Raw genomic sequence first — 18,696 nt, forward strand, 5'->3', positions numbered from 1 at the left:
GGGGGGGCCCCTTCTCGCGCCTGTGGTGCGCCCCGCACCGGACAGGCCCTGCTCACTTCCTTCAAGGATGACCCCATGCCCGCTGCTGTTTCCCCCCGCCCCCGCGCTGTGGGCTGGCGCTCCCTGCTGTTGCTTGCATTGGCCTCGGCCAGCCTGCCGGCCGCCGCGCAGTCGATGGCCTGCGGCACCTACAAGGACAGCAGCGGCAACACCACGCTGACCCTGGAGAGCGAAGGCCACGGCTTCCTGTCCGGCCCCTACCAGGCCACCGAGGAACTGCGCATCGCCCGCCAGGAAGACGTGCTCGGTACCGGCAACCTCTCCACGGGCCAGCTGGAAAACTGGTACTTCTCGGACAACGACCGCACGATCAGCACGCCCTATCGCGAGTTCACCCGTGAGCACGCCGCCGCCTGCAAGACGATGCCGCAGCCCGTCGAGGACGGTTGCGTGATGAACACCTCCGAGTGCCTGGAGGCGCTGCCAGAGGCCGCACCCGTGAAACTGCACGCCTGGTGCGCCGAGGGCGTGGGCGCAGCCTGCATGCGCCTGCTGGAGACCTACCAGCAGCAGGCCAAGGACGCAGCGCCCAGAAAGGAAGAACCGCCGATTCCCGAGATCTGCAGGGAGGAGCTGCCCTCGTTCGACGCCGAGGGTTGCATGACGGCAGCCAAAGAGATTGCCTCGGAAATGATGGGCAAGGCCCTGCTCGGCCTGCAGCATTCCGTGGATGCGCCTCTGCCACCTGCACAGCTTGATGAACTGATCGACCTTTGCCGCGTGCAACAGGGCGAAACGTTCTGCGCCGACACCGCCGAAACCTTGTGGAGCAGTGGCCGCCTGCAGGAGGCCCGCGATGCGCTGCAGCGATCCTGTGCACAGCGCGCGGATGCCCCGGCCTGCGGTCCGGCCAAAGACCTTGCCGTTCTCGCCAGCGCCCCCGCGGCAGCGCTCACGCCGGTGCCGGCCGCCGCACTGCCCTGTGGCAGCTTTGAAGCCGAGCGCAGCGTGCTGTCGCAGCTGCGTTTCCTCGAGGGTGGTGTGGTTGAGGCCCGTGGCCGCGAACAGCCACTGCGGGCAAGCCTGAGCGACGGCCGCATCCTCATCCACCGCGATATCGGCAGCGACTTCGTGCTGCAGCTGCTGCAGAACGGCAACCTGGTCGGTATCGACAGCGGCAATCAATTCGCCTATTACGAGCGCAAACCGGCGGCCGGCAATACCCGCTGCACACCGTGAATGATGCCCTGTAGCGCCGAGCCCATGCTCGGTGCTGCACGATCAGGTGCCCTTCCGCGGAAGGATGGTGATGTGCCCGGTCGTCTCCAGCAGGGCGATCTGCACATCCTCGATCCGCAGGCCACCCTGCTGGCGCAACGCAGCATCGAAATCGGCCCGGCTGATCAGTTCGCGGCGGAGAACACCCTCCAAAAGCCGGCCATCGCGCGCGATTACGGTAGGTTCTCCTTCGATCATCCGCTCCATGCGTCGATTCCGGGTGGTCAGCCAGCCCACCCCATAGTTGAGCAGGATGAGGGTCGCGGCCAGCAGCAGGCCGCCGCCCAGCGAGGTATCGGTGCCCAGCAGCGCGTTCTGCACCGCATTGCCCAGCAGCACGATCAACAGCACGTCGAAGGGCGTGATCTGTCCTAGAGCCCGCTTGCCGCCAAGCCGGACCATGCCCAGCACCACGACATAGACCACCACCGCGCGCAGGATGAACTCCCACCAGGGCATTGCCAGTGCAAACAGATCGGGCATGGTCTTCCCCTGTGGAACGGTAGCCCAGCCTAGCACCAAGGATCTGACCCCATCCCTGGTGCTGCGGCGGCACAAATAAAAAGCCCCGCTGACCAGGGGGAGGTCAACGGGGCCGGGGAACGGGCACTTGGGGAGGAGTCCCCGTTCCGAGATCTGCTCCAGGGGATGGGAGAGATCCACAACAGGCGTTGCGCCTGTCGAGAGTTATAGAAGCACTCCGAACACTAACGGTTCGTGAAGGGGCCCAATTTAATGAACCTCGATCAGGACAACATTCATGATCGAGTCAGAAACCTCTGACGAATGAACGAATTCACGTCGTTTTCGGCCTGAAATACCCTCAGTGCGCTTCGTCCCAGTTGTTGCCGACGCCGGTATCGACCACCAGCGGCACCCGCAGTTTGGCCGCTTGCGACATGCGCTCGACCACCTGCAAACGCAAGTCTTCAACGAAACTGCTTTCGGTTTCGAACACCAGTTCATCGTGCACCTGCAGGATCATCCGTGCCGGTGCGCCGCTGTCACGCAGCCACTGGTCCACGTCCACCATCGCGCGTTTGATGATGTCGGCGGCGGTGCCCTGCATCGGCGCGTTGATCGCCGCGCGTTCGGCACCGGCGCGCAGGCCCTGGTTACGTGCATGAATGTCGTTCAGGTACAGGCGACGACCAAACAGGGTTTCCACATAGCCCTGGTCGCGGGCCTGCTGGCGCATCCGCTCCATGAAATCGCGCACGCCCGGGTAGCGGCTGAAGTACAGCGCCACGTAATCCTGCGCCTGGCCGCGGTCGATGCCCAGGTTGCGGGCCAGGCCGAAGGCGCTCATGCCGTACATCAGCCCGAAGTTGATCGCCTTGGCGGCGCGGCGCTCGTTCGGCGTCACCTCCTCCAGCGTGCGCCCGAACACCTCAGCGGCGGTGGCACGGTGCACGTCGGCACCCTGCTCGAAGGCACGCACCAGGCCCGGGTCTTCGGAAAGGTGCGCCATGATCCGCAGCTCGATCTGCGAATAGTCGGCCGCCAGCAGCTGGAAGCCTTCCGGCGCCACGAACGCGCGGCGGATACGGCGGCCATCCTCGGTGCGGATCGGGATGTTCTGCAGGTTCGGGTCCGAGGAGGACAGGCGGCCGGTGGCGGCACCGGACTGGTGGTAGCTGGTATGCACCCGGCCGGTGTCCGGGTTGACCATCTCCGGCAGCTTGTCGGTGTAGGTGCTGCGCAGCTTGGCCAGCCCGCGGTAGTCGAGGATCACCCGCGGCAGCTCATGCTGGTCGGCAATCGCCTCCAGCGCCTCTTCATTGGTGCTGGGCTGGCCCTTCGGGGTCTTCACCACCGCCGGCAGCTTCAGCTCGTCGAACAGCACCGCCTGCAGCTGCTTGGGCGAATCCAGATTGAAGCTGCGCCCGGCCAGCTCGGTGGCCTTCTGCTGCGCGGCCAGCATGCGCGAGGACAGGTCCTGGCTCTGCCGGCGAAGTTCGTCGGTGTCGATCCGCACGCCATTGGCTTCAATGCTGGCCAGCACCGGCACCAGCGGCATCTCGATGTTGCGGTACACGCTGTCCAGCGCCGGCTCGGCCAGCAGCTGCGGCTGCAACGCGTGGTGCAGGCGCAGGGTGATGTCGGCGTCTTCGGCCGCATAGCGGCTGGCTTCGTCGATGCCTACCTGCGAGAACGGGATCTGCTTGGCGCCCTTGCCGGCCACGTCCTCGAACTTGATGGTGCTGTAGCCCAGGTAACGCAGGGCCAGCGAATCCATGTCGTGGCGGGTGGCGGTGGAATTGAGCACGAAGCTCTCGAGCATGGTGTCATCGTGGTAGCCCTGCACCGCCACGCCGTGGCGGCGCAGCACATGCAGGTCGTACTTGCCGTGCTGGCCCAGCTTCTTCTTCGCCGGGTCCTGCAGCGCCGGGCGCAGTGCGTCCAGCACCTGCTGCATCGGCAGCTGGGCCGGCGCACCCGGGTAATCGTGGCCGACCGGAATGTACGCCGCCCTGCCCGGCTCGACGGCCAGGCTGATGCCCACCAGGCGCGCGCGCATCGCGTCCAGCGCGTCGGCCTCGGTATCGAAGCTGATCAGGTCGGCCTGCTGCAGGCGTTCGACCCAGGCGTGCAGCTGCTCGGCGGTCAGCACGGTCTCGTATTCACCCGGCGCGGACAGTGCCGGATCCAGCGTGCCGGCGGCGGGCGCCTCGACGCTGCCTCGCGCGAAGCCGGCCGCAGTGCCGCGCAGGCTCGGGGTCGCCTCGCTGGCGGCCACCGGTGCCGGCACCGGCGCGCCCAGCTCCTTCAGCGCCTGGGTGAAGCCATAGCGCGTATACAGCTCGGTCAGCTCCGGCACATCCTGCTCGCGCAGGGCCAGCGTGGTCGGGCTGGCGTCCAGCTGCACGTCGGTACGGATGGTCACCAGCTCGCGGTTCAGCGGCAGCCGCTCCAGTGCCGCGCGCAGGTTTTCGCCGATCTTGCCCTTCATGGAGGGCGCGGCCGCCATCACCCCATCCAGGTGCTGGTACTCGGCCAGCCACTTGGCAGCGGTCTTCGGCCCGCACTTCTCGACGCCCGGCACGTTGTCGACCGCGTCGCCCATCAGCGCCAGCAGGTCGATGATCTGGTCGGCGCGCACGCCGAATTTCTCCATCACCGCCGCATCCGAATCCATGCGGCTGCCGGTCATGGTGTTGACCAGCTCGATGCCCGGGCGCACCAGCTGGGCGAAGTCCTTGTCGCCGGTGGAAATGGTCACCTTCAGGTCCTGCGCCAGGCCCTGGAGGGCCAGCGTGCCGATCACATCGTCGGCTTCCACGCCGGGGACGCGCAGGATGCTGATGCCCAGCGCCTCGACGATGCGGCACATCGGCTCGACCTGGCTGCGCAGCTCATCGGGCATCGGCGGGCGGTTGGCCTTGTACTGGTCGTACAGGTCGTCACGGAAGGTCTTGCCGGGCGCATCGACCACGAACGCGACGTAGGCCGGGCGTTCCTTCAGCGTCGAACGCAGCATGTTGACCACGCCGAACAGTGCGCCAGTGGGTTCACCCTGTGCATTGGACAGGGGCGGCAGCGCGTGGAACGCGCGGTACAGGTAACTGGACCCGTCGATCAGGACTAATCTGCTCATGGGCCGATTCTACGCGCCCGTGCCTGCACCGCGACGACACGGCACGCACCTGGCGATGGGGCATAATCAGGGCTCTCTCCAGGCAAAGGCCCCCGCCGATGAAGACCCTGATGCTGGCTTCCCTGCTCCTGCTCGCTGGCTGCGCCAGCATGGGTGGCGCAGGTGCTCCCCCAGTGGACGTCAAGGGCGCCGATGTCTCCAAGCGCACCATGGACAACGGCGATGTCATCGAGGAATACCGTGTGTCCGGCCAGCTGCGCATGGTCAAGGTGACGCCATCGCGCGGTGCTCCGTTCTACATGTACGACAAGAACGGCGACGGCCGTTTCGACAACGACAAGGACGGTGTGTCGCCGGTGTACTGGAAGCTGTACAGCTGGTGAGGTGACCGGGGTTGTGACCGGGGTCGGATCCCTTTCCACAGGAAAGGGCTCTGACCCCCTCAGGGTGATTGGCACGGCCCATCCACGCATGGCGTGGATCTACCGGGACAACGAACGTGGGTCCACGCCATGCGTGGGAGACCGCCTATCAGTAGATCCACGCCATGCGTGGATCCGCCCCCGATCCCCCACAAAAAACAACGCCGGCGCGCATCCTGCGGCCGGCGTCGGGTCCCCTCCCCGGGAACGCTTGAATCTGCGGGTATGGATCAGCGGATGACCAGCACCGGCAGCGTGCTGCGTGCCAGCACTTCGGCGGTCTGGCTGCCCAGCAGTACACGGGTCACGCCACGGCGGCCGTGCGAGGTCATCACGATCAGGTCGCTGTTGCGCTCGCCGGCGGTCTCGATGATGCCGTCGGCCGCATAGCGGTCCAGCACGTGTACCGGGTTGGCGGTGATGCCCTGCTCGGCGGCCTTGGCCAGCGCCGGCTGCAGTACCTTCTGCGCCCCTTCCTCGCGGTCGGCCTTGTACTCGGGGCTGTTCATGTAACCCACGCTCCAGCCCATGGCGTCGTACATGCCGACCGCCCACGGCTCGGAAACAGTGACGATATCGACCTCGGCGTTGAGGTCCTTGGCCAGCTCCAAGCCCTTCGCCAGGCCCTTGTCGGCCAGCTCGGACCCGTCGGTGGCAATCAGGATGCGCTTGTACATGGTGGGGCTCCGTGGCGGTCTGCCAGATGGGAACGACACCATTGCACACCGGATGTGGAGGCGGCGCCTTGAGCAGGATCAATCCGGCGTCGCGCAGCGGCGTGTGCGCACCGTCACGTGGTCCGGGGGACAGGCCCGGCCCGCCCTTCTCTGTAGAGCCGAGCCCGTGCTCGGCTGCTTCTGGCGGGAAAGGCAGCCGAGCATGGGCTCGGCTCTACAACAACGTCGCTCAGGCGATCTGCACGATGCGCGCGTTCTGGCACAGCGGGTAGCTGGCCACGAATCCGGCGATCGCATCGCGCATCACCTCGAACGATTGGCCGTACATGTACAGCGCGGTCTCGGTCGGGCCCTGCCACCAGCTGCAGATCTCGCCCAGGCCGTCGATGCTCTCCGACAGCTGCTCGAACACGTGGTTGGAATCGCACTGCTCGTAGACTTCGTCCGGCAGGTTCAGGCCATCCAGGTAGATGCCCAGGCCCTCGGTCACGCCGAAGCTGAGGTCGGCCTCGCCCGCGCCGTGGATCTTCGAGCCCTTCGGTGCACCCAACTGCTCCAGCAGGTCGATCAGCTTCGGCACGCCATCGGCATCGACCAGCGCCACTTCGATGTCGCCGTATTCGACCTCACCCAGATCGGACATCGCAGTGCCGCCGCCCGTCAGCTCGCCCACCTGGGCCGCCTGCAACAACGCGTCAAGCGGATCCTCGAACAGTTCATGGCGGTGTTCGGGTTGCAGCTTGGCATTCAACGTCACGGTGACGTGCAGCGTGGGTTCGGTCATGGGGGCGTTCCTGGAAGAAGTGCCGCCTATTGTAGAGCCGGGCCGATGCTCGGCCGACTTTCCCTGCCCAGACCAAAGCCCCCCCCGTCTGCCAGCCAAGCGATAATGCGCGTCGCAAGGACATCATTCCAACAGGGGGAATACATGAAGTCGATCATTGCACCGGCGCTGCTGCTGTTGCTCACCGGCTGCGGCATCCGCACCGAAGTGGTGCGCGTGAACGTGCCCGATATCCGGGTGAATCCCGAACAGGGTCCGGTAGTGGTGGTGGGGCCCGTGCGCGACGGTCGTCCGGTCTATTACCCGGAAGTTGCGGCAGCCGACCGTGCGAAGAACATTGCCGGGGTGGTTCGTCAAGGCAACGGCGTCCTTGTCTCCATCGAGTCCACCACAGCGGCGGACAAGACGCGCGAAATCATGATCCAGGCATTGCGAAACATGGGCTATCGCACCGCCGATCAGTGCGAAACCTCATGTACGCAACTGGAGGCCTCGCTCACCGATTTCTCGGTCAAGATGCCGGCGAACTTCTTCCGGATGGTGTCATCCACACAACAGATGCTGGCCGACATTTCGGTGCAGGTCGTTGCGCGGAAGGACGGCCAGACCCGTGCCTTCACCGCCACCGGGCATGGCGCGAACATCTTCCAGGTGCCATCACGCGAGAACTGGGAGATCGCACTGGAGCGCGCGGTAAAGAGTTTCACCAGCAGCCTGCAGCAGTCGATGTCCGAACAGGATGCGGCGGCCGGTTCAAAGGCGCAGGACTGACGCTCTGTCCTTCTAGTAGAGCCGGGCCGATGCTCGGCTGCTTTTCGCGCCAGACGCCGCCGAGCATCGGCTCGGCTCTATAACAGCCCGTCAACGCAGGAACGGCGTGACCTTGCGCTTCAGCAGCTCAACCAGCACCGGGTCCATGTAATCGTAGTCGTCCGGGATATCCAGGCAGATCACCCGCTTGCCGTTCAGCCATGCCTTGTAGCGGCTGGACAGCCGGTTGCGGTGGGCGCGCTCCATCACGAACACGATATCGGCCCACTGCAGCAGCTCGGGGTTGAGCACTTCCTCGGCATCGGCCAGTAACCCGGCCGAGGCAGTCTCGATGCCCGGCCAATCGGCGAATACCTGCTCGGCGGTGGGGCTGCGCAGGCGGTTCTGGCTGCAGAGGAAGAGCACGTTGCGGGTCATGCGCGCAGCCTAATCGGGGCCGGATCCCTTTTCCAACGGAAAAGGGCTCTGACCCCACTCAGGTACATTCGGACAAGTTGCATGGCCGGAAAACACTCGAAAGACCATCATGGGCCTTTCCACCGTCCAGATGCCCATGATCACCAAGGATGACCTGTTAACGACGTTCGCAGAGGTAGCCGAGGCGCACGACTGCTACTTCAGCAAGTACGTAGTCGCGACGTACGTGCTCTATTGCTGCATCAGAAATGCCAAGGAACATGACCTCGCGATCGCGTCCAAAAATGTCGATGATCCGGAGTTCGCCGCCAGCGTTGTGCTGAACGCGCCGCCCCGTCTTTCACATGATGGGCCAACGATCTTTGAAATTCCTTCCAACGCCTATGGGTTCACTCATGCGATGGCGGTTCCCAGCACTTATCACGGGCTTCTGAATGGGATCGAGAAGCGCACGGGTCTGTTCCTGTGCCTGCCGATCTTCCGGTGTGAGTTCAACGGCAACGAATCAGCAGAGGATTTCAGGTGGTCCACACATCACATCGTTGACGTCAACAACTTGCATAGGACCAGGCAGCCGAAGATCAGCGTGTACTTCGACAATCCCCGCACTGGTGGCGGCACGGACAAGGACGGTGCCATTGTGAGCCTGGAGACATTGATAGCGGAGATCGATAACGTTAGCGGAGTGAGCAACGGCTTCATCGAGATCACCAACTACCGCGGCGAAGTGATCGAGGTGTTGTCGCCGGCGGAAGGCCACTACGCGCTGATCCGCAACCGCCAGGATGAAGAAGCGATGGACCGCGCCGGGTTGGTGGCAGCCGTGGAGAAGTTCACCATCGGCTGATAGCCGACCGCTGTTGTAGAGCCGAGCCATGCTCGGCTGGTTTTCCCGCCTGAAGCAGCCGAGCATGGCTCGGCTCTACAGGAATTCCCGCCCCCTGACGGTGATCAGATCACCGTCAGGTTGGCGTAGGCCATCACCAGCCACTTGCTGCCGGCATCAGCAAACTCGACCTGCACGCGGGCGTGCGCGCCGCTGCCTTCGTAGTCGGTCACCATGCCTTCGCCGAACTTGGGATGGGTGACCAGCGCGCCGAGCTTGACTGGCGGCGCCTCGATCGAGGCATGGCCCATCACCCGGCTGGCGCCCATCGAGGCAGGCCGCGAGACCTGCACCTTCGGGCGCACTTCGTGCAGCAGCTCGCGCGGAATCTCGCGCAGGAAGCGCGACGGCAGGCTGTAGTTGTCCTGGCCGTGGATGCGGCGCGACTCGGCGTAGCTCAGCACCAGCTTCTGGCGCGCGCGGGTGATGCCCACGTAGGCCAGGCGGCGCTCTTCCTCCAGCCGCCCGCTTTCTTCCAGCGAACGTGCGCTGGGGAACAGGCCGTCTTCCATGCCCGCCAGGAACACCAGCGGGAATTCCAGGCCCTTGGCCGAATGCAGGGTCATCAGCTGCACGCCGTCCTCGCCGGCCTGCGCCTGGCCTTCACCGGCCTCCAGCGCGGCGTAGGCCAGGAACGCGACCAGCTCGTCCATGTCCTCGCCCACTTCCTCGATGTCGTCGGCGCGGCGCACGAAGCGCGAAGCGACCGAGACCAGTTCGTCGAGGTTGTCGGTGCGCGATTCCGAATCCAGCGAATTGCGGCTTTCCTTGCTCCAGTGCTCGCGCAGCTGCGAGCGGGCCAGCACGTGGTCCACGCGCTCGGCGAGGGTCATGTGCACGGTCTGCGCCTGCAGCTCGTTGACCAGCCCCAAGAAGCCGGCCAGTGCATTGCGCGCGCGTGCGGCCAGCGCGTTGCCCTGGGTGACCAGCATCGTTGCTTCCCACAGCGAGATGCCCTGCGCGCGCGCCTCGCGGCGCACTTCGTCCAGCGTGCGGTCGCCGATGCCCCGGGTAGGCGTGTTGACCGCGCGCTCGAAGGCGGCGTCATCGTTGCGGTTGGACAGCAGGCGCAGGTAAGCCAGCGCGTCCTTGATTTCGGCACGTTCGAAGAAGCGCATGCCGCCGTACACGCGATAGGGCACCTGTTCGCTCAGCAGCGCCTCTTCCAGCGCGCGCGACTGCGCGTTGCTGCGGTAGAGCACGGCCACTTCGGTGTAGCTGCCACCGTCGCGCACCCACTGGCGGGCACGCTCGACGATGTAGCGCGCCTCGTCCATCTCGTTGTACGCCGCGTACAGGTCGATCGGTTCTCCGTCGCCACTGTCGGTCCACAGCTGCTTGCCGATGCGATCCGGGTTGTGCGCGATCACCGCATTGGCAGCGCCGAGGATGTTGGCAGTGGAGCGATAGTTCTGTTCCAGGCGGATGGTCTGCGCACCTGGGAAATCGCGCAGGAAGCCCTGCACGTTCTCGACCTTGGCGCCGCGCCAGCCGTAGATGGCCTGGTCATCGTCGCCGACCACGAACACGTGGCCGGAATCACCGGCCAGCACGCGCACGAAGGCGTACTGGATGGCGTTGGTGTCCTGGAACTCGTCCACCAGAATCTCGCGGAAGCGGGCGCGGTAGTGCGACAGCAACGCCGGGTTGTCGCGCAGCAGTTCATGCGCGCGCAGCAGCAGCTCGGCGAAGTCCACCAGGCCGGCGCGGTCGCAGCGCGCCTGGTATTCGATGTAAGCCTGGCGCATGGTTTCCAGCCACGCATCGTGCGGCTCGGGCTGGATGTGCTGCGGGCGTCGGCCCTCGTCCTTCTGTGCGTTGATCCACCATGCAATCTGCTTGGCCGGGTACTTGCCGTCGTCCAGCTCCAGCGCCTGCACCACGCGCTTGACCAGCCGCAGCTGGTCGTCCGAGTCCATCACCTGGAAGCCTTCGGGCAGCTTCGCGTCCTGCCAGTGCAGGCGCAGCAGGCGGTTGGCCAGGCCGTGGAAGGTACCGATCCACATGCCACGGCTGCCATGGGGCAGCTGTGCGTCGATGCGGTGGCGCATTTCGCCGGCCGCCTTGTTGGTGAAAGTCACCGCGAAAATGCCGTGGGTCGGCACGCCGTCGACTTCATGCAGCCAGGCGATGCGGTGGGTGAGTACGCGGGTCTTGCCGGAACCGGCACCGGCCAGCACCAGGTGGTGGCCGGGGGGAGCGGAGACGGCTTCGCGCTGGGCCGGGTTCAGGCCATCAAGCAGGTGGGAGACATCCATGCCCCCATTTTACGGCATCGCCGTCGCGGCTCCTGCGACCACCTGGGTGGCCAGTGCCTGCGCCTGCTGACGCAGTTCAGGCACCGCCAGGCTTTCCCACAGGCTGCCGATGCGCAGGCTGCCGAGCACGCCCAGCCGTGCCTGCGGCTGGCCACCGGCGGCACACAGGCGGTCGCCCGGCACCGTGCTGTCCAGGCCCAGCCCATGCGGGCCGGGGCGGGCCAGCGCATCGGCCAGCAGTTGCTGCAGCAACGGATTGCGCAGTGCACTGGCACGGGTTTCCACACCGGTGGCGTTGATCACCCCGCCGATCGTCCACTGCTGTTCATTGCCGGAGGTGTCGCGGCCAGACAGCTGCAGGGCTTCGCCTTCGCGCCAGACGCGTTGCAGGCGGGCGCGGTGGATGCGCAGTTGGCCGCTGTCCTGCAGGGTCTGCAGCTGCGCGTCCACCTCTTCGGCGATGCGGTGGCGATGCACGTCCCAGTAGCGCACCACATGGCGCAGGAAGCGGCGCTGGTCGGCCTCGTCGAGGCTGCACCACAGCGCCTGCCCGTGCGGACGGATACGGTCCATCACGCCCTGCCACGGCAGGCCGTCGGCCTGCGCCTGACGAGCGAACCGGCGCAATGCGCGCAGGCGCTGGCGCAGGTTCATCGGCAGCAGCGTGGCCGGGTCGAACGTGGGCAGGCCGCCATGCGCATGCGGCAACGGCAGCAGGCCATGGCGCGAGATCACATGCAGCGGGCCGGTGTGACCAGCGGCAACCAGAGCCAGCACGGTATCGGCCATGCTCAGGCCGGAGCCGACAATGGCCACAGCCTGCTCGCCGGCCAGGGTGCGTACGCCGTCGTAGTCCCAGGCCTCGATCACGTCATCGGCGGGCAGTGCCTCGGCACCGGCCACCGGCAGCGGCCGCATGCTGTTCCCGGTGGCGAGCACCGCCTGCGCGGCGTGCAGCGTGCTGCCATCGCCGAATGTCAGCTGGTAGCCGTGGTCATCCGGCTGCAGGCCCAGCACCGGCTGCGCGATCACCTGCAGCTGCGCCGGGCTGGCCGCAGCGGCCTCCTGCAGGCGCTGCTGCAGGTAGGCAGCAAAGTAATGGCGACACACGTAACGCTCGCCCAGCACCTCGCGCGCCTCGCCCGGGTAGGCGTTGGTAGCCGTCAGGTAGTCGAGGAAATCGCCGGGCTGGTCGGCAAACGCACTCATCTTCGCCGCCGGTACGTTCAGCAGGTGCTCCGGCCATGGCGTGGCATAGGCGATACCCTGGGCCAGCTGCGAGGCGGGTTCGAAGATGGCCAGCGCCAGCGGCGCGTGGGCCTGGCGCAATACCTGGATCGCCACCAGCACCCCGGCCGCACCACCACCGATGATCGCCAGGTCCAGTTCGCCATTACGCGGTGAATCAGTCATGCGCCGATTGTAGGCCATCGGCGATGATGGGAATGACGGGGGTAGAGTCGACTGTCAGTCGACTGCTCTTGCAGAAAATCCCGCGCTGCGCGCGATAGTCGACTAACAGTCGACTCTACCCCTCCGGTTGCACCCATCCCGCCGGTTGTGCGCGCCACTCACATCAACGCATCGGCCAGCCGTGCGATGCCCTCGCGGCTGCGCCGCCACGTGGGGCGGCTGCGCCATTGCTGCAGATCCAGCTGCCACGCTTCACGCAGGTAGCCATCCTCGATCGCGCATAGCTGTTGCACCAGCGCGCGGTCGTAGCAGATCAGGCCGATTTCGGCATTCAGCGCGAACGAGCGGATGTCCATGTTGATCGAGCCAAGCACGGCGATGTCCTCGTCCACGCTCATGTGCTTGGCGTGCAGGAACTGCGGTTCGTACAGGGCGATGCGCACGCCACAGCGCAGCAGCTCGTCGTAGTACGCCTCCTGCGCCCACGACGTCAGCCGCTGGTTGTTGCTGGCCGACAGGATCAGCTGCACCTGCACGCCGGACAATGCGGCGATACGCAGCGCACTCAGTGTGGCTTCGTCCGGCACGAAGTACGGGGTGACCATCACCAGCCGGCGTCGCGCCAGATGAATCAACGCCGCAACCGCATCACGCGCGTTGCTGTACGGGTAGGCCGGGCCGCTGGGCAGCAGCTGGGTGGCGATGTCGTCGCTGCACTCGGGCACATCGGCGATGACGTCCAGCCGCTGGCCGGTTTCCATGTACCAGTCGCTGGCGAACACCGCTTCCAGATGCGCCACTGCCGGGCCACGTACGCGCGCCACCAGCTCGCGGTTCGGGTGACCGGGCACGAACTGTGGGCCCGCCAGATTCTGCGAACCGACATAGGCCACTTCGTTGTCGATCACCGCGATCTTGCGGTGGTTGCGCAGGTCCATGCGCCCGCTGCGGCGCCAGCGCAGGCCACCGGGCAGCATCGCGCGCACTTCGATGTCGCGCGCCTGCAGGCGCTTGCGATAGGCGCGCAGGCCACGCTTGGCGCCCACCGCATCGAGCAGCACGCGGCACTGCACGCCACGCGCGGCGGCACGCTGCAAGGCCTCGACAATGGCCTCGCCGACCGCGTCATCGAACATCAGGTAGTACAGCAGGTGCACGCGGTCTTCGGCCTGGTCGATGTCGGCGATCAACGTGCGCAGCGACTCGTCGTAGTCGGTCAGCAGATCGACGGCGTTGCCGTGCACCGGCATGAAATCGCCCTGGCGCTGCACCAGCGGCACGATCTCGGCGCTGGCGGTGTCGGGCTGCGGGGTCCAGCGCAGGCGATGCTGCAGCGCCTGCTCCTCACGGATCACCTGCGAGGCCTCGGCCTGGCGGCGGATGCGCTCGCGCGACAGCCACGGATGGCCGAACAGCAGGTACAGCGGCAGGCCCAGCAGCGGTACGAAGCCGACCAGCAGCAGCCAGCTGCGCGCCGCGCCGGGCGTGGTGCGGGTGGGAATCCAGCACAGCGCGACCAGCCGGATCAGCCAGTCGATCAGCAGCAGGTAGGAACCCAGCAACCACTCGAACAGCATCGTGTCGCCCGTCGGGAGGTGATGGGCCATTCTGCCCACCGGCCTTTGTAGAGTCGAGCCGCGCTCGACTGCGTTGAAGCAGCGTGCCAACCAAGGTTGGCACCTACCGGGGGTGGGGAGGGAGTGTGCCGACCAACGGTCGGCACCCACAGGCACCCTCCACGGGAACATCGGGCATGAAAAAACCCGCCACAAGGGCGGGTTTCTTCGCGGGGACCAGCAATCCTTGCGGATTACTTGATCTTGCCTTCCTTGTACAGGACGTGCTTGCGCACGACCGGATCGTACTTCAGGAATTCCATCTTCCCCGGGGTGTTCTTCTTGTTCTTGTCGGTCGTGTAGAAGTGGCCGGTACCGGCCGAGGAAATCATACGGACCTTATCGCGCTTGCCTGCCATGATGCTTTACTCCTCAGACCTTTTCGCCGCGCGCACGCAGCTCAGCCAGAACGGAATCAATGCCGTTCTTGTCGATGGTGCGCAGTGCATGCGCGGAAACACGAAGCTTGACCCAGCGGTTCTCGCTGGCCACCCAGAAACGGCGCTCGTGCAGATTCGGCAGGAAACGACGACGGGTCTTGTTGTTGGCGTGCGAGACGTTGTTACCCGTCTGCACTCGCTTGCCGGAAACCTGGCATACGCGGGACATTGCGCACCTCGATAGTAGTAGTTGTCAGCCCGTAGCCCGGGAGACGGCGGCCTCGATGGTTGCCCACCACACGTCAAGAGAATCAAAGGGTTACGCTGGCGTTGGGCGGCCGGGGACGTGCTCCCGGGGGCGCCGCCCGGTAGAAAACCGGACACAGCGAGCCGCGCATTATGCACGGGTTCAAGCACTTGCGCAAGTTACCCACAGGCTGCGGCTGAACCGGCAGGGCCGGGAGCCCGCCAACCGGCATACTGCTCCGGTTCACTGCAGAGCTTTCCATGCGGCTGCTGGCCCTGACCTACGGAACCGAAGGCGATACGCGTCCCCTGGCCATGCTCTGCCATGGGCTGATCGGCGCAGGCCACGAGGTGACACTGCTTGCCGATGGCGGCACCCTGGGCAGCGCGCAGGCACTGGATGTGCCCCATGCGGCTCTTGAAGGTGACATCCATGACGAAGTGGTCGCGCTGGTCTCGCGTGGCAACGGTGTTGCCGCCGCCAGTAGCGGGCTGGCACGGATGGCGCTGCAGCATGTCAGCGGCTGGATGCGCCAGGCCGATGCCGCTGCCGAAGGCTGCGATGCGATTCTGACCGGTGGCCTGGCGGCCTTTGTCGGCATGAGCGTGGGCGAACGCCGCGGACTGCCGGTCATCGGCACCGGCATGATCCCGCTGACCCCGACGCGGGCCTTCCGCTCTCCGTTCCTGCCACCGGGACGCTCGCCGGGCTGGTTGAACCGCGCCAGCTATGGGCTGGTCAACGGCCTGATCTGGCGCCAGTTCCGTCGGCCGATCAACGCAGCCCGCAAGCAGCTGGGGCAATCGCCGCGCCGCTCGCTGTGGCCCGGCCTGCCGATGCTCTATGGCATCTCGCCGCAGCTGCTGCCGCCACCGGCGGATTGGCCGGCCGACCACATCGTCTGTGGCCAATGGCGCCTTCCTGATGCGCCCTGGATACCCCCGGCCGATCTGCAGGCCTTCCTCGATGCCGGCCCGGCGCCGGTGTATCTGGGCTTCGGCAGCATGACCGGCTTTGATCGCGAGCGCGTGTTGCCGGCCCTGCTGCAGGCGCTGGCGCCACGCCGGGTGCTGCTGTTTCCTGGCTGGGTGGGACTGCCTGCGATGCGCTTGCCCGATTCGGTCTTCGTACTGGGGCCGACTCCACACGAAGCGCTGTTCCCGCGTTGCGCATTCGCCATACACCACGGTGGCAGCGGCACCACGCATTCGGCCTGCCGCGCCGGTGTTCCTTCGCTGGTGATGCCGTTCGCCGCCGATCAGTTCTTCTGGGCTGATCGTCTGTATCGGTTGGGCGTGGCACCGGCACCGTTGTCACCGAAGCGGCTGGACGCAGCAACGCTGGCGGCAGCCATCACCTTTGTTGAAACCGACGCAACGCGTACACGGGCTGCTGCCTTGGGCGCGACGATGAGCCATGAGGACGGGGTGGCCTGTGGCGTTGCAATGATCGAGCGCTGGTTGCGGCCGGTGTGACAGCGGCCAGGCCTCAGCGCAGGTGCGGAATCACCTGCGCCAGCAGGTGAGCATCCTTCAACGCGCCATGCAGGCCGCGCTGGCTGGGAATGCGCAGGCGCTGCAGCACATCATCCAGCTTGTTGCCCTGACCCGGCCAGCGTCCCCGCGCAAGCTTCAGGCTGCAGGTGATGCGGCAGTGCTGGGACAGCGTGCCGGGGATACCGGACAGGCGCAGCTCGTTGTCCAGGAAGCCCACATCGAAGGTAGCGTTGTGCGCGACCATCTCGCTGCCGCGCAGGAACTCCAGCAGTTCGGCCGCCTTGCTGGAGAACAGCGGCTTGCCCACCAGCATCGCATCGCTGATGCCGTGCACGCGCTGTGCGCCCCAATCCACCTTGCGCTGCGGCTGCAGGTAGGTGTGGAACTGGCGGCCGGTGAGCTGGCCATCGATCAGTTCGACGGCACCGATTTCGATCACCCGGTGCCCCAGGCGGTGGGAGATGCCGGTGGTTTCGGTATCCAGTGCAACGATGCGGCTCATCAGGGTGTGCGTTCTCCAGTACGTGCACGCCGATTTTCGCACGCGACCGATGCACTCACCCCAACGCTTCCACCACCCAATCGATGAACACCCGCAGCCGCTGGCTCATGTGCCGGTTCGGCGGGAACATCACGTGCATCGGCATCGGCGGCAGCTGCCAGTCCTGCAACACCGGCAGCAGCTCGCCGCGCGCCACGTGCGGCTCGGCCATGTAGCTGGGCAGCGCCACCACGCCCAGCCCCGCAAGCGCCGCGGCCAGATAGGCGTTTCCATCATCGAAGCCGACCGTATAGCGGCCCTGCACCTCAACGCGCTCATCGCCGCGCTGCGCGCTGAACACCCGCGCCCGGCCACTGCGCGGGCTGAGGAAGCCGACCATGTGGTGATCGGGGCCTTCCAGCGCGCGCGGATCGGTCGGCAGGCCGAAACGCTGCACATAGCCGGGGCTGGCGTGGAAACCGATCGGCAGGGCGCCGAGCGGTCGCGCCACCAGTGCCGGGTCGGTCGGGGTGCCACCCCGGATCACGCAATCGACGTTGTCTGCGATGACGTCGACCTCGCGGTCGCTGACGCCGATGTCCAGCTGGATCTCCGGGTAGCGCGCCTGGAAATCCGGCAACGCCGGCACCAGCCGCAACCGCGCGTACGGCCCGGGCACATCCACGCGCAGCCGCCCGCGTGGCTGGGTGGCCGCGTCGCCCAGCCCGCCCTCCACTTCTTCCAGCTCGGCCAGCAGGCGGGCGATGCGCGGGTAGTAGGCCGCGCCGTCGGCGGTGACGCTGACCCGGCGCGTGGTGCGGTTGAGCAGGCGCAGCCGCAGGTGTGCCTCCAGCTGCTGCACCAGCTGGGTGACCGTGGTTCGGCTGATCTGCAGGGTCTGCGCGGCGCGGGTGAAGCTGCCGGTTTCCACTACCCGGGCAAAGGCCCGCATTGCCTCGAAACGGTCCATGGCGGGCCATGATTGTTTGGAATTGGCAATCAATCTAGGCCGATCATCGCGGTTTATCCAGACAGCACTGACGTGGAGGATGGCGTTCTCTCCCACGGGATCTTCCCCATGTCACAGCGTGATGTCGTTTTCCCCGCCGGCCGCCAGGCCCTGTACGAGCGCAACCGCTACTCGCCGGCGATCCGATCCAATGGCTTCCTGTTCGTCTCCGGCCAGGTCGGCAGCCGCGAGGACGGCTCGCCCGAGCCGGACTTCGAAGCGCAGGTGCGCCGCGCCTTCGAGAATCTCAATGCGGTATTGGCTGCTGCGGGCTGCACGTTCGATGACGTGATCGACGTGACCGTGTTCCTGGTCGATCCAGAGAAGAACTTTGAGAAGGCCTGGGCGATCGTGCCCGAGTACTGGGGCGAGGCGCCGCACCCGACCCTGACCGGCATCGGCGTGACCTGGCTGTATGGGTTCCAGTTCGAGATCAAGGTGATCGCGAAGCTGCCTGCAGACCGGTAGTGCCGGCCGCTGGCCGGCAGCAAGGTGTCGGGGTCAGAGCCCTTTCCGGCGGAAAGGGATCCGACCCCGCGCCCGGCCCACCTGAACGGGAGATTCCGACGTATTCCCGAAGCGGCCATTGATATTGTATCCGGCGAAAACCGCTTGCTAGCCTCCCTTCCATGCGCCGGATCACCCGCCAACTGCGTACGTACCTGATGATGCTGCTGATGGCGGCATTCGTGGTCGTGCCGGTGGCCGACGCGCTGGCCTGCACGGTGGAACCGCACGCCAGCACGGTGCACGTGGAGTCCGCACCGGATTCCGATGGCGATACCGACGGCAAGCATGTTGGTGCCTGTGGCCACAACCACTGCCACCACTCCAACCTGAGCCTGCCGGCCAGTACCCTCGCCGCCTTCGGTGCGCCACTGCCGGCGCGCTGGATGAATGCCGGCGACGCGGCGACCTATGCGGTCGCCCAGGATGAATTGACGCGTCCCCCCCGGGCGTGAG

19 protein-coding genes are annotated in these 18,696 nt (G+C 66.1%); 7 read left to right on the forward strand and 12 right to left on the reverse strand.

What is annotated here, in order from left to right; all coding sequences use genetic code 11:
* Positions 1 to 75 precede the first annotated feature (75 nt).
* Positions 76 to 1,239 carry a hypothetical protein gene (locus tag O0K41_RS05075; RefSeq protein ID WP_164221841.1) on the forward strand — a complete coding sequence of 388 codons (1,164 nt, stop codon included), beginning with the start codon at positions 76 to 78 and terminating at the stop codon, positions 1,237 to 1,239.
* A 42-nt stretch (positions 1,240 to 1,281) separates the two neighbouring features.
* Here the strand turns inward: O0K41_RS05075 and O0K41_RS05080 are convergent, their stop codons facing one another.
* Positions 1,282 to 1,761, reverse strand: coding sequence for a YetF domain-containing protein (locus O0K41_RS05080; protein WP_024957711.1), 480 nt, complete (start codon positions 1,759 to 1,761; stop codon positions 1,282 to 1,284).
* A gap of 340 nt (positions 1,762 to 2,101) precedes the next feature.
* On the reverse strand, positions 2,102 to 4,876 hold the full coding sequence (gene polA / locus O0K41_RS05085; protein ID WP_308304448.1) for a DNA polymerase I: 2,775 nt from the start codon (positions 4,874 to 4,876) through the stop codon (positions 2,102 to 2,104).
* A gap of 98 nt (positions 4,877 to 4,974) precedes the next feature.
* Here polA and O0K41_RS05090 point away from each other — a divergent pair, with 98 nt between their 5' ends.
* Positions 4,975 to 5,259: a DUF2782 domain-containing protein gene (locus tag O0K41_RS05090; RefSeq protein ID WP_005411628.1), complete on the forward strand. Its 285-nt coding sequence runs from the start codon at positions 4,975 to 4,977 to the stop codon at positions 5,257 to 5,259.
* Between the two features lie 269 nt (positions 5,260 to 5,528).
* Here O0K41_RS05090 and O0K41_RS05095 read toward each other — a convergent pair whose 3' ends face one another.
* Positions 5,529 to 5,975, reverse strand: a complete 447-nt coding sequence (locus O0K41_RS05095; protein WP_005411629.1) for a universal stress protein — start codon at positions 5,973 to 5,975, stop codon at positions 5,529 to 5,531.
* Positions 5,976 to 6,204: 229 nt separating this feature from the next.
* Complete coding sequence (locus O0K41_RS05100) at positions 6,205 to 6,759, reverse strand: hypothetical protein (protein ID WP_049448193.1); 555 nt, start codon at positions 6,757 to 6,759, stop codon at positions 6,205 to 6,207.
* 144 nt (positions 6,760 to 6,903) lie between these two features.
* On the opposite strand from O0K41_RS05100, the gene O0K41_RS05105 reads away from it, so the two are divergent.
* Positions 6,904 to 7,530, forward strand: coding sequence for a hypothetical protein (locus O0K41_RS05105; protein ID WP_049448191.1), 627 nt, complete (start codon positions 6,904 to 6,906; stop codon positions 7,528 to 7,530).
* Between the two features lie 90 nt (positions 7,531 to 7,620).
* Here O0K41_RS05105 and O0K41_RS05110 read toward each other — a convergent pair whose 3' ends face one another.
* A complete protein-coding gene (locus O0K41_RS05110; RefSeq protein ID WP_164221838.1) occupies positions 7,621 to 7,947 on the reverse strand; it encodes a low molecular weight protein tyrosine phosphatase family protein in 327 nt (108 codons plus the stop codon).
* Between the two features lie 109 nt (positions 7,948 to 8,056).
* Here O0K41_RS05110 and O0K41_RS05115 point away from each other — a divergent pair, with 109 nt between their 5' ends.
* Positions 8,057 to 8,794 carry a hypothetical protein gene (locus O0K41_RS05115; RefSeq protein ID WP_237398806.1) on the forward strand — a complete coding sequence of 246 codons (738 nt, stop codon included), beginning with the start codon at positions 8,057 to 8,059 and terminating at the stop codon, positions 8,792 to 8,794.
* 104 nt (positions 8,795 to 8,898) lie between these two features.
* Here O0K41_RS05115 and uvrD read toward each other — a convergent pair whose 3' ends face one another.
* The 5 genes from uvrD to rpmB all read right to left on the reverse strand — a co-directional run bounded on the left by uvrD (position 8,899) and on the right by rpmB (position 14,729).
* Entirely contained in the window at positions 8,899 to 11,091 is a 2,193-nt protein-coding gene (gene uvrD / locus O0K41_RS05120; protein WP_164221836.1) for a DNA helicase II, read from the reverse strand.
* Between the two features lie 9 nt (positions 11,092 to 11,100).
* The gene (locus O0K41_RS05125) at positions 11,101 to 12,522 is read right to left on the reverse strand and encodes an FAD/NAD(P)-binding protein (protein WP_164221834.1); all 1,422 of its coding nucleotides are present in this window, start codon (positions 12,520 to 12,522) and stop codon (positions 11,101 to 11,103) included.
* Between the two features lie 140 nt (positions 12,523 to 12,662).
* Positions 12,663 to 14,081 carry a cardiolipin synthase gene (gene cls, locus O0K41_RS05130; RefSeq protein ID WP_164221875.1) on the reverse strand — a complete coding sequence of 473 codons (1,419 nt, stop codon included), beginning with the start codon at positions 14,079 to 14,081 and terminating at the stop codon, positions 12,663 to 12,665.
* 233 nt (positions 14,082 to 14,314) lie between these two features.
* The gene (rpmG, locus tag O0K41_RS05135; protein ID WP_169411268.1) at positions 14,315 to 14,482 is read right to left on the reverse strand and encodes a 50S ribosomal protein L33; all 168 of its coding nucleotides are present in this window, start codon (positions 14,480 to 14,482) and stop codon (positions 14,315 to 14,317) included.
* 10 nt (positions 14,483 to 14,492) lie between these two features.
* On the reverse strand, positions 14,493 to 14,729 hold the full coding sequence (rpmB, locus tag O0K41_RS05140) for a 50S ribosomal protein L28 (protein WP_005411638.1): 237 nt from the start codon (positions 14,727 to 14,729) through the stop codon (positions 14,493 to 14,495).
* 278 nt (positions 14,730 to 15,007) lie between these two features.
* On the opposite strand from rpmB, the gene O0K41_RS05145 reads away from it, so the two are divergent.
* Positions 15,008 to 16,222, forward strand: a complete 1,215-nt coding sequence (locus O0K41_RS05145; protein ID WP_108270104.1) for a glycosyltransferase — start codon at positions 15,008 to 15,010, stop codon at positions 16,220 to 16,222.
* 13 nt (positions 16,223 to 16,235) lie between these two features.
* Here O0K41_RS05145 and dnaQ read toward each other — a convergent pair whose 3' ends face one another.
* A complete protein-coding gene (gene dnaQ, locus O0K41_RS05150) occupies positions 16,236 to 16,745 on the reverse strand; it encodes a DNA polymerase III subunit epsilon (protein WP_049448181.1) in 510 nt (169 codons plus the stop codon).
* A 55-nt stretch (positions 16,746 to 16,800) separates the two neighbouring features.
* Positions 16,801 to 17,694, reverse strand: coding sequence for a LysR family transcriptional regulator (locus tag O0K41_RS05155; RefSeq protein ID WP_164221832.1), 894 nt, complete (start codon positions 17,692 to 17,694; stop codon positions 16,801 to 16,803).
* A 108-nt stretch (positions 17,695 to 17,802) separates the two neighbouring features.
* Between O0K41_RS05155 and O0K41_RS05160 the strand changes: the two genes are divergently transcribed.
* Positions 17,803 to 18,201, forward strand: a complete 399-nt coding sequence (locus O0K41_RS05160; protein WP_049448179.1) for a RidA family protein — start codon at positions 17,803 to 17,805, stop codon at positions 18,199 to 18,201.
* Positions 18,202 to 18,362: 161 nt separating this feature from the next.
* On the forward strand, positions 18,363 to 18,695 hold the full coding sequence (locus O0K41_RS05165; RefSeq protein ID WP_049448176.1) for a hypothetical protein: 333 nt from the start codon (positions 18,363 to 18,365) through the stop codon (positions 18,693 to 18,695).
* Position 18,696: the final 1 nt, after the last annotated feature.

Source organism: Stenotrophomonas sp. Sm2128 (assembly GCF_030985535.1).
Lineage (GTDB): Bacteria > Pseudomonadota > Gammaproteobacteria > Xanthomonadales > Xanthomonadaceae > Stenotrophomonas > Stenotrophomonas maltophilia.

What these genes read in the sequence shown, in the direction of transcription:
- O0K41_RS05075 (WP_164221841.1), top strand. Translation starts at nt 76, where the DNA reads ATGCCCGCTGCTGTTTCCCCCCGCCCCCGCGCTGTGGGCTGGCGCTCC.
- O0K41_RS05080 (WP_024957711.1), bottom strand. Translation starts at nt 1,761, where the DNA reads ATGCCCGATCTGTTTGCACTGGCAATGCCCTGGTGGGAGTTCATCCTG.
- polA (WP_308304448.1), bottom strand. Translation starts at nt 4,876, where the DNA reads ATGAGCAGATTAGTCCTGATCGACGGGTCCAGTTACCTGTACCGCGCG.
- O0K41_RS05090 (WP_005411628.1), top strand. Translation starts at nt 4,975, where the DNA reads ATGAAGACCCTGATGCTGGCTTCCCTGCTCCTGCTCGCTGGCTGCGCC.
- O0K41_RS05095 (WP_005411629.1), bottom strand. Translation starts at nt 5,975, where the DNA reads ATGTACAAGCGCATCCTGATTGCCACCGACGGGTCCGAGCTGGCCGAC.
- O0K41_RS05100 (WP_049448193.1), bottom strand. Translation starts at nt 6,759, where the DNA reads ATGACCGAACCCACGCTGCACGTCACCGTGACGTTGAATGCCAAGCTG.
- O0K41_RS05105 (WP_049448191.1), top strand. Translation starts at nt 6,904, where the DNA reads ATGAAGTCGATCATTGCACCGGCGCTGCTGCTGTTGCTCACCGGCTGC.
- O0K41_RS05110 (WP_164221838.1), bottom strand. Translation starts at nt 7,947, where the DNA reads ATGACCCGCAACGTGCTCTTCCTCTGCAGCCAGAACCGCCTGCGCAGC.
- O0K41_RS05115 (WP_237398806.1), top strand. Translation starts at nt 8,057, where the DNA reads ATGGGCCTTTCCACCGTCCAGATGCCCATGATCACCAAGGATGACCTG.
- uvrD (WP_164221836.1), bottom strand. Translation starts at nt 11,091, where the DNA reads ATGGATGTCTCCCACCTGCTTGATGGCCTGAACCCGGCCCAGCGCGAA.
- O0K41_RS05125 (WP_164221834.1), bottom strand. Translation starts at nt 12,522, where the DNA reads ATGGCCTACAATCGGCGCATGACTGATTCACCGCGTAATGGCGAACTG.
- cls (WP_164221875.1), bottom strand. Translation starts at nt 14,081, where the DNA reads ATGCTGTTCGAGTGGTTGCTGGGTTCCTACCTGCTGCTGATCGACTGG.
- rpmB (WP_005411638.1), bottom strand. Translation starts at nt 14,729, where the DNA reads ATGTCCCGCGTATGCCAGGTTTCCGGCAAGCGAGTGCAGACGGGTAAC.
- O0K41_RS05145 (WP_108270104.1), top strand. Translation starts at nt 15,008, where the DNA reads ATGCGGCTGCTGGCCCTGACCTACGGAACCGAAGGCGATACGCGTCCC.
- dnaQ (WP_049448181.1), bottom strand. Translation starts at nt 16,745, where the DNA reads ATGAGCCGCATCGTTGCACTGGATACCGAAACCACCGGCATCTCCCAC.
- O0K41_RS05155 (WP_164221832.1), bottom strand. Translation starts at nt 17,694, where the DNA reads ATGGACCGTTTCGAGGCAATGCGGGCCTTTGCCCGGGTAGTGGAAACC.
- O0K41_RS05160 (WP_049448179.1), top strand. Translation starts at nt 17,803, where the DNA reads ATGTCACAGCGTGATGTCGTTTTCCCCGCCGGCCGCCAGGCCCTGTAC.
- O0K41_RS05165 (WP_049448176.1), top strand. Translation starts at nt 18,363, where the DNA reads ATGCGCCGGATCACCCGCCAACTGCGTACGTACCTGATGATGCTGCTG.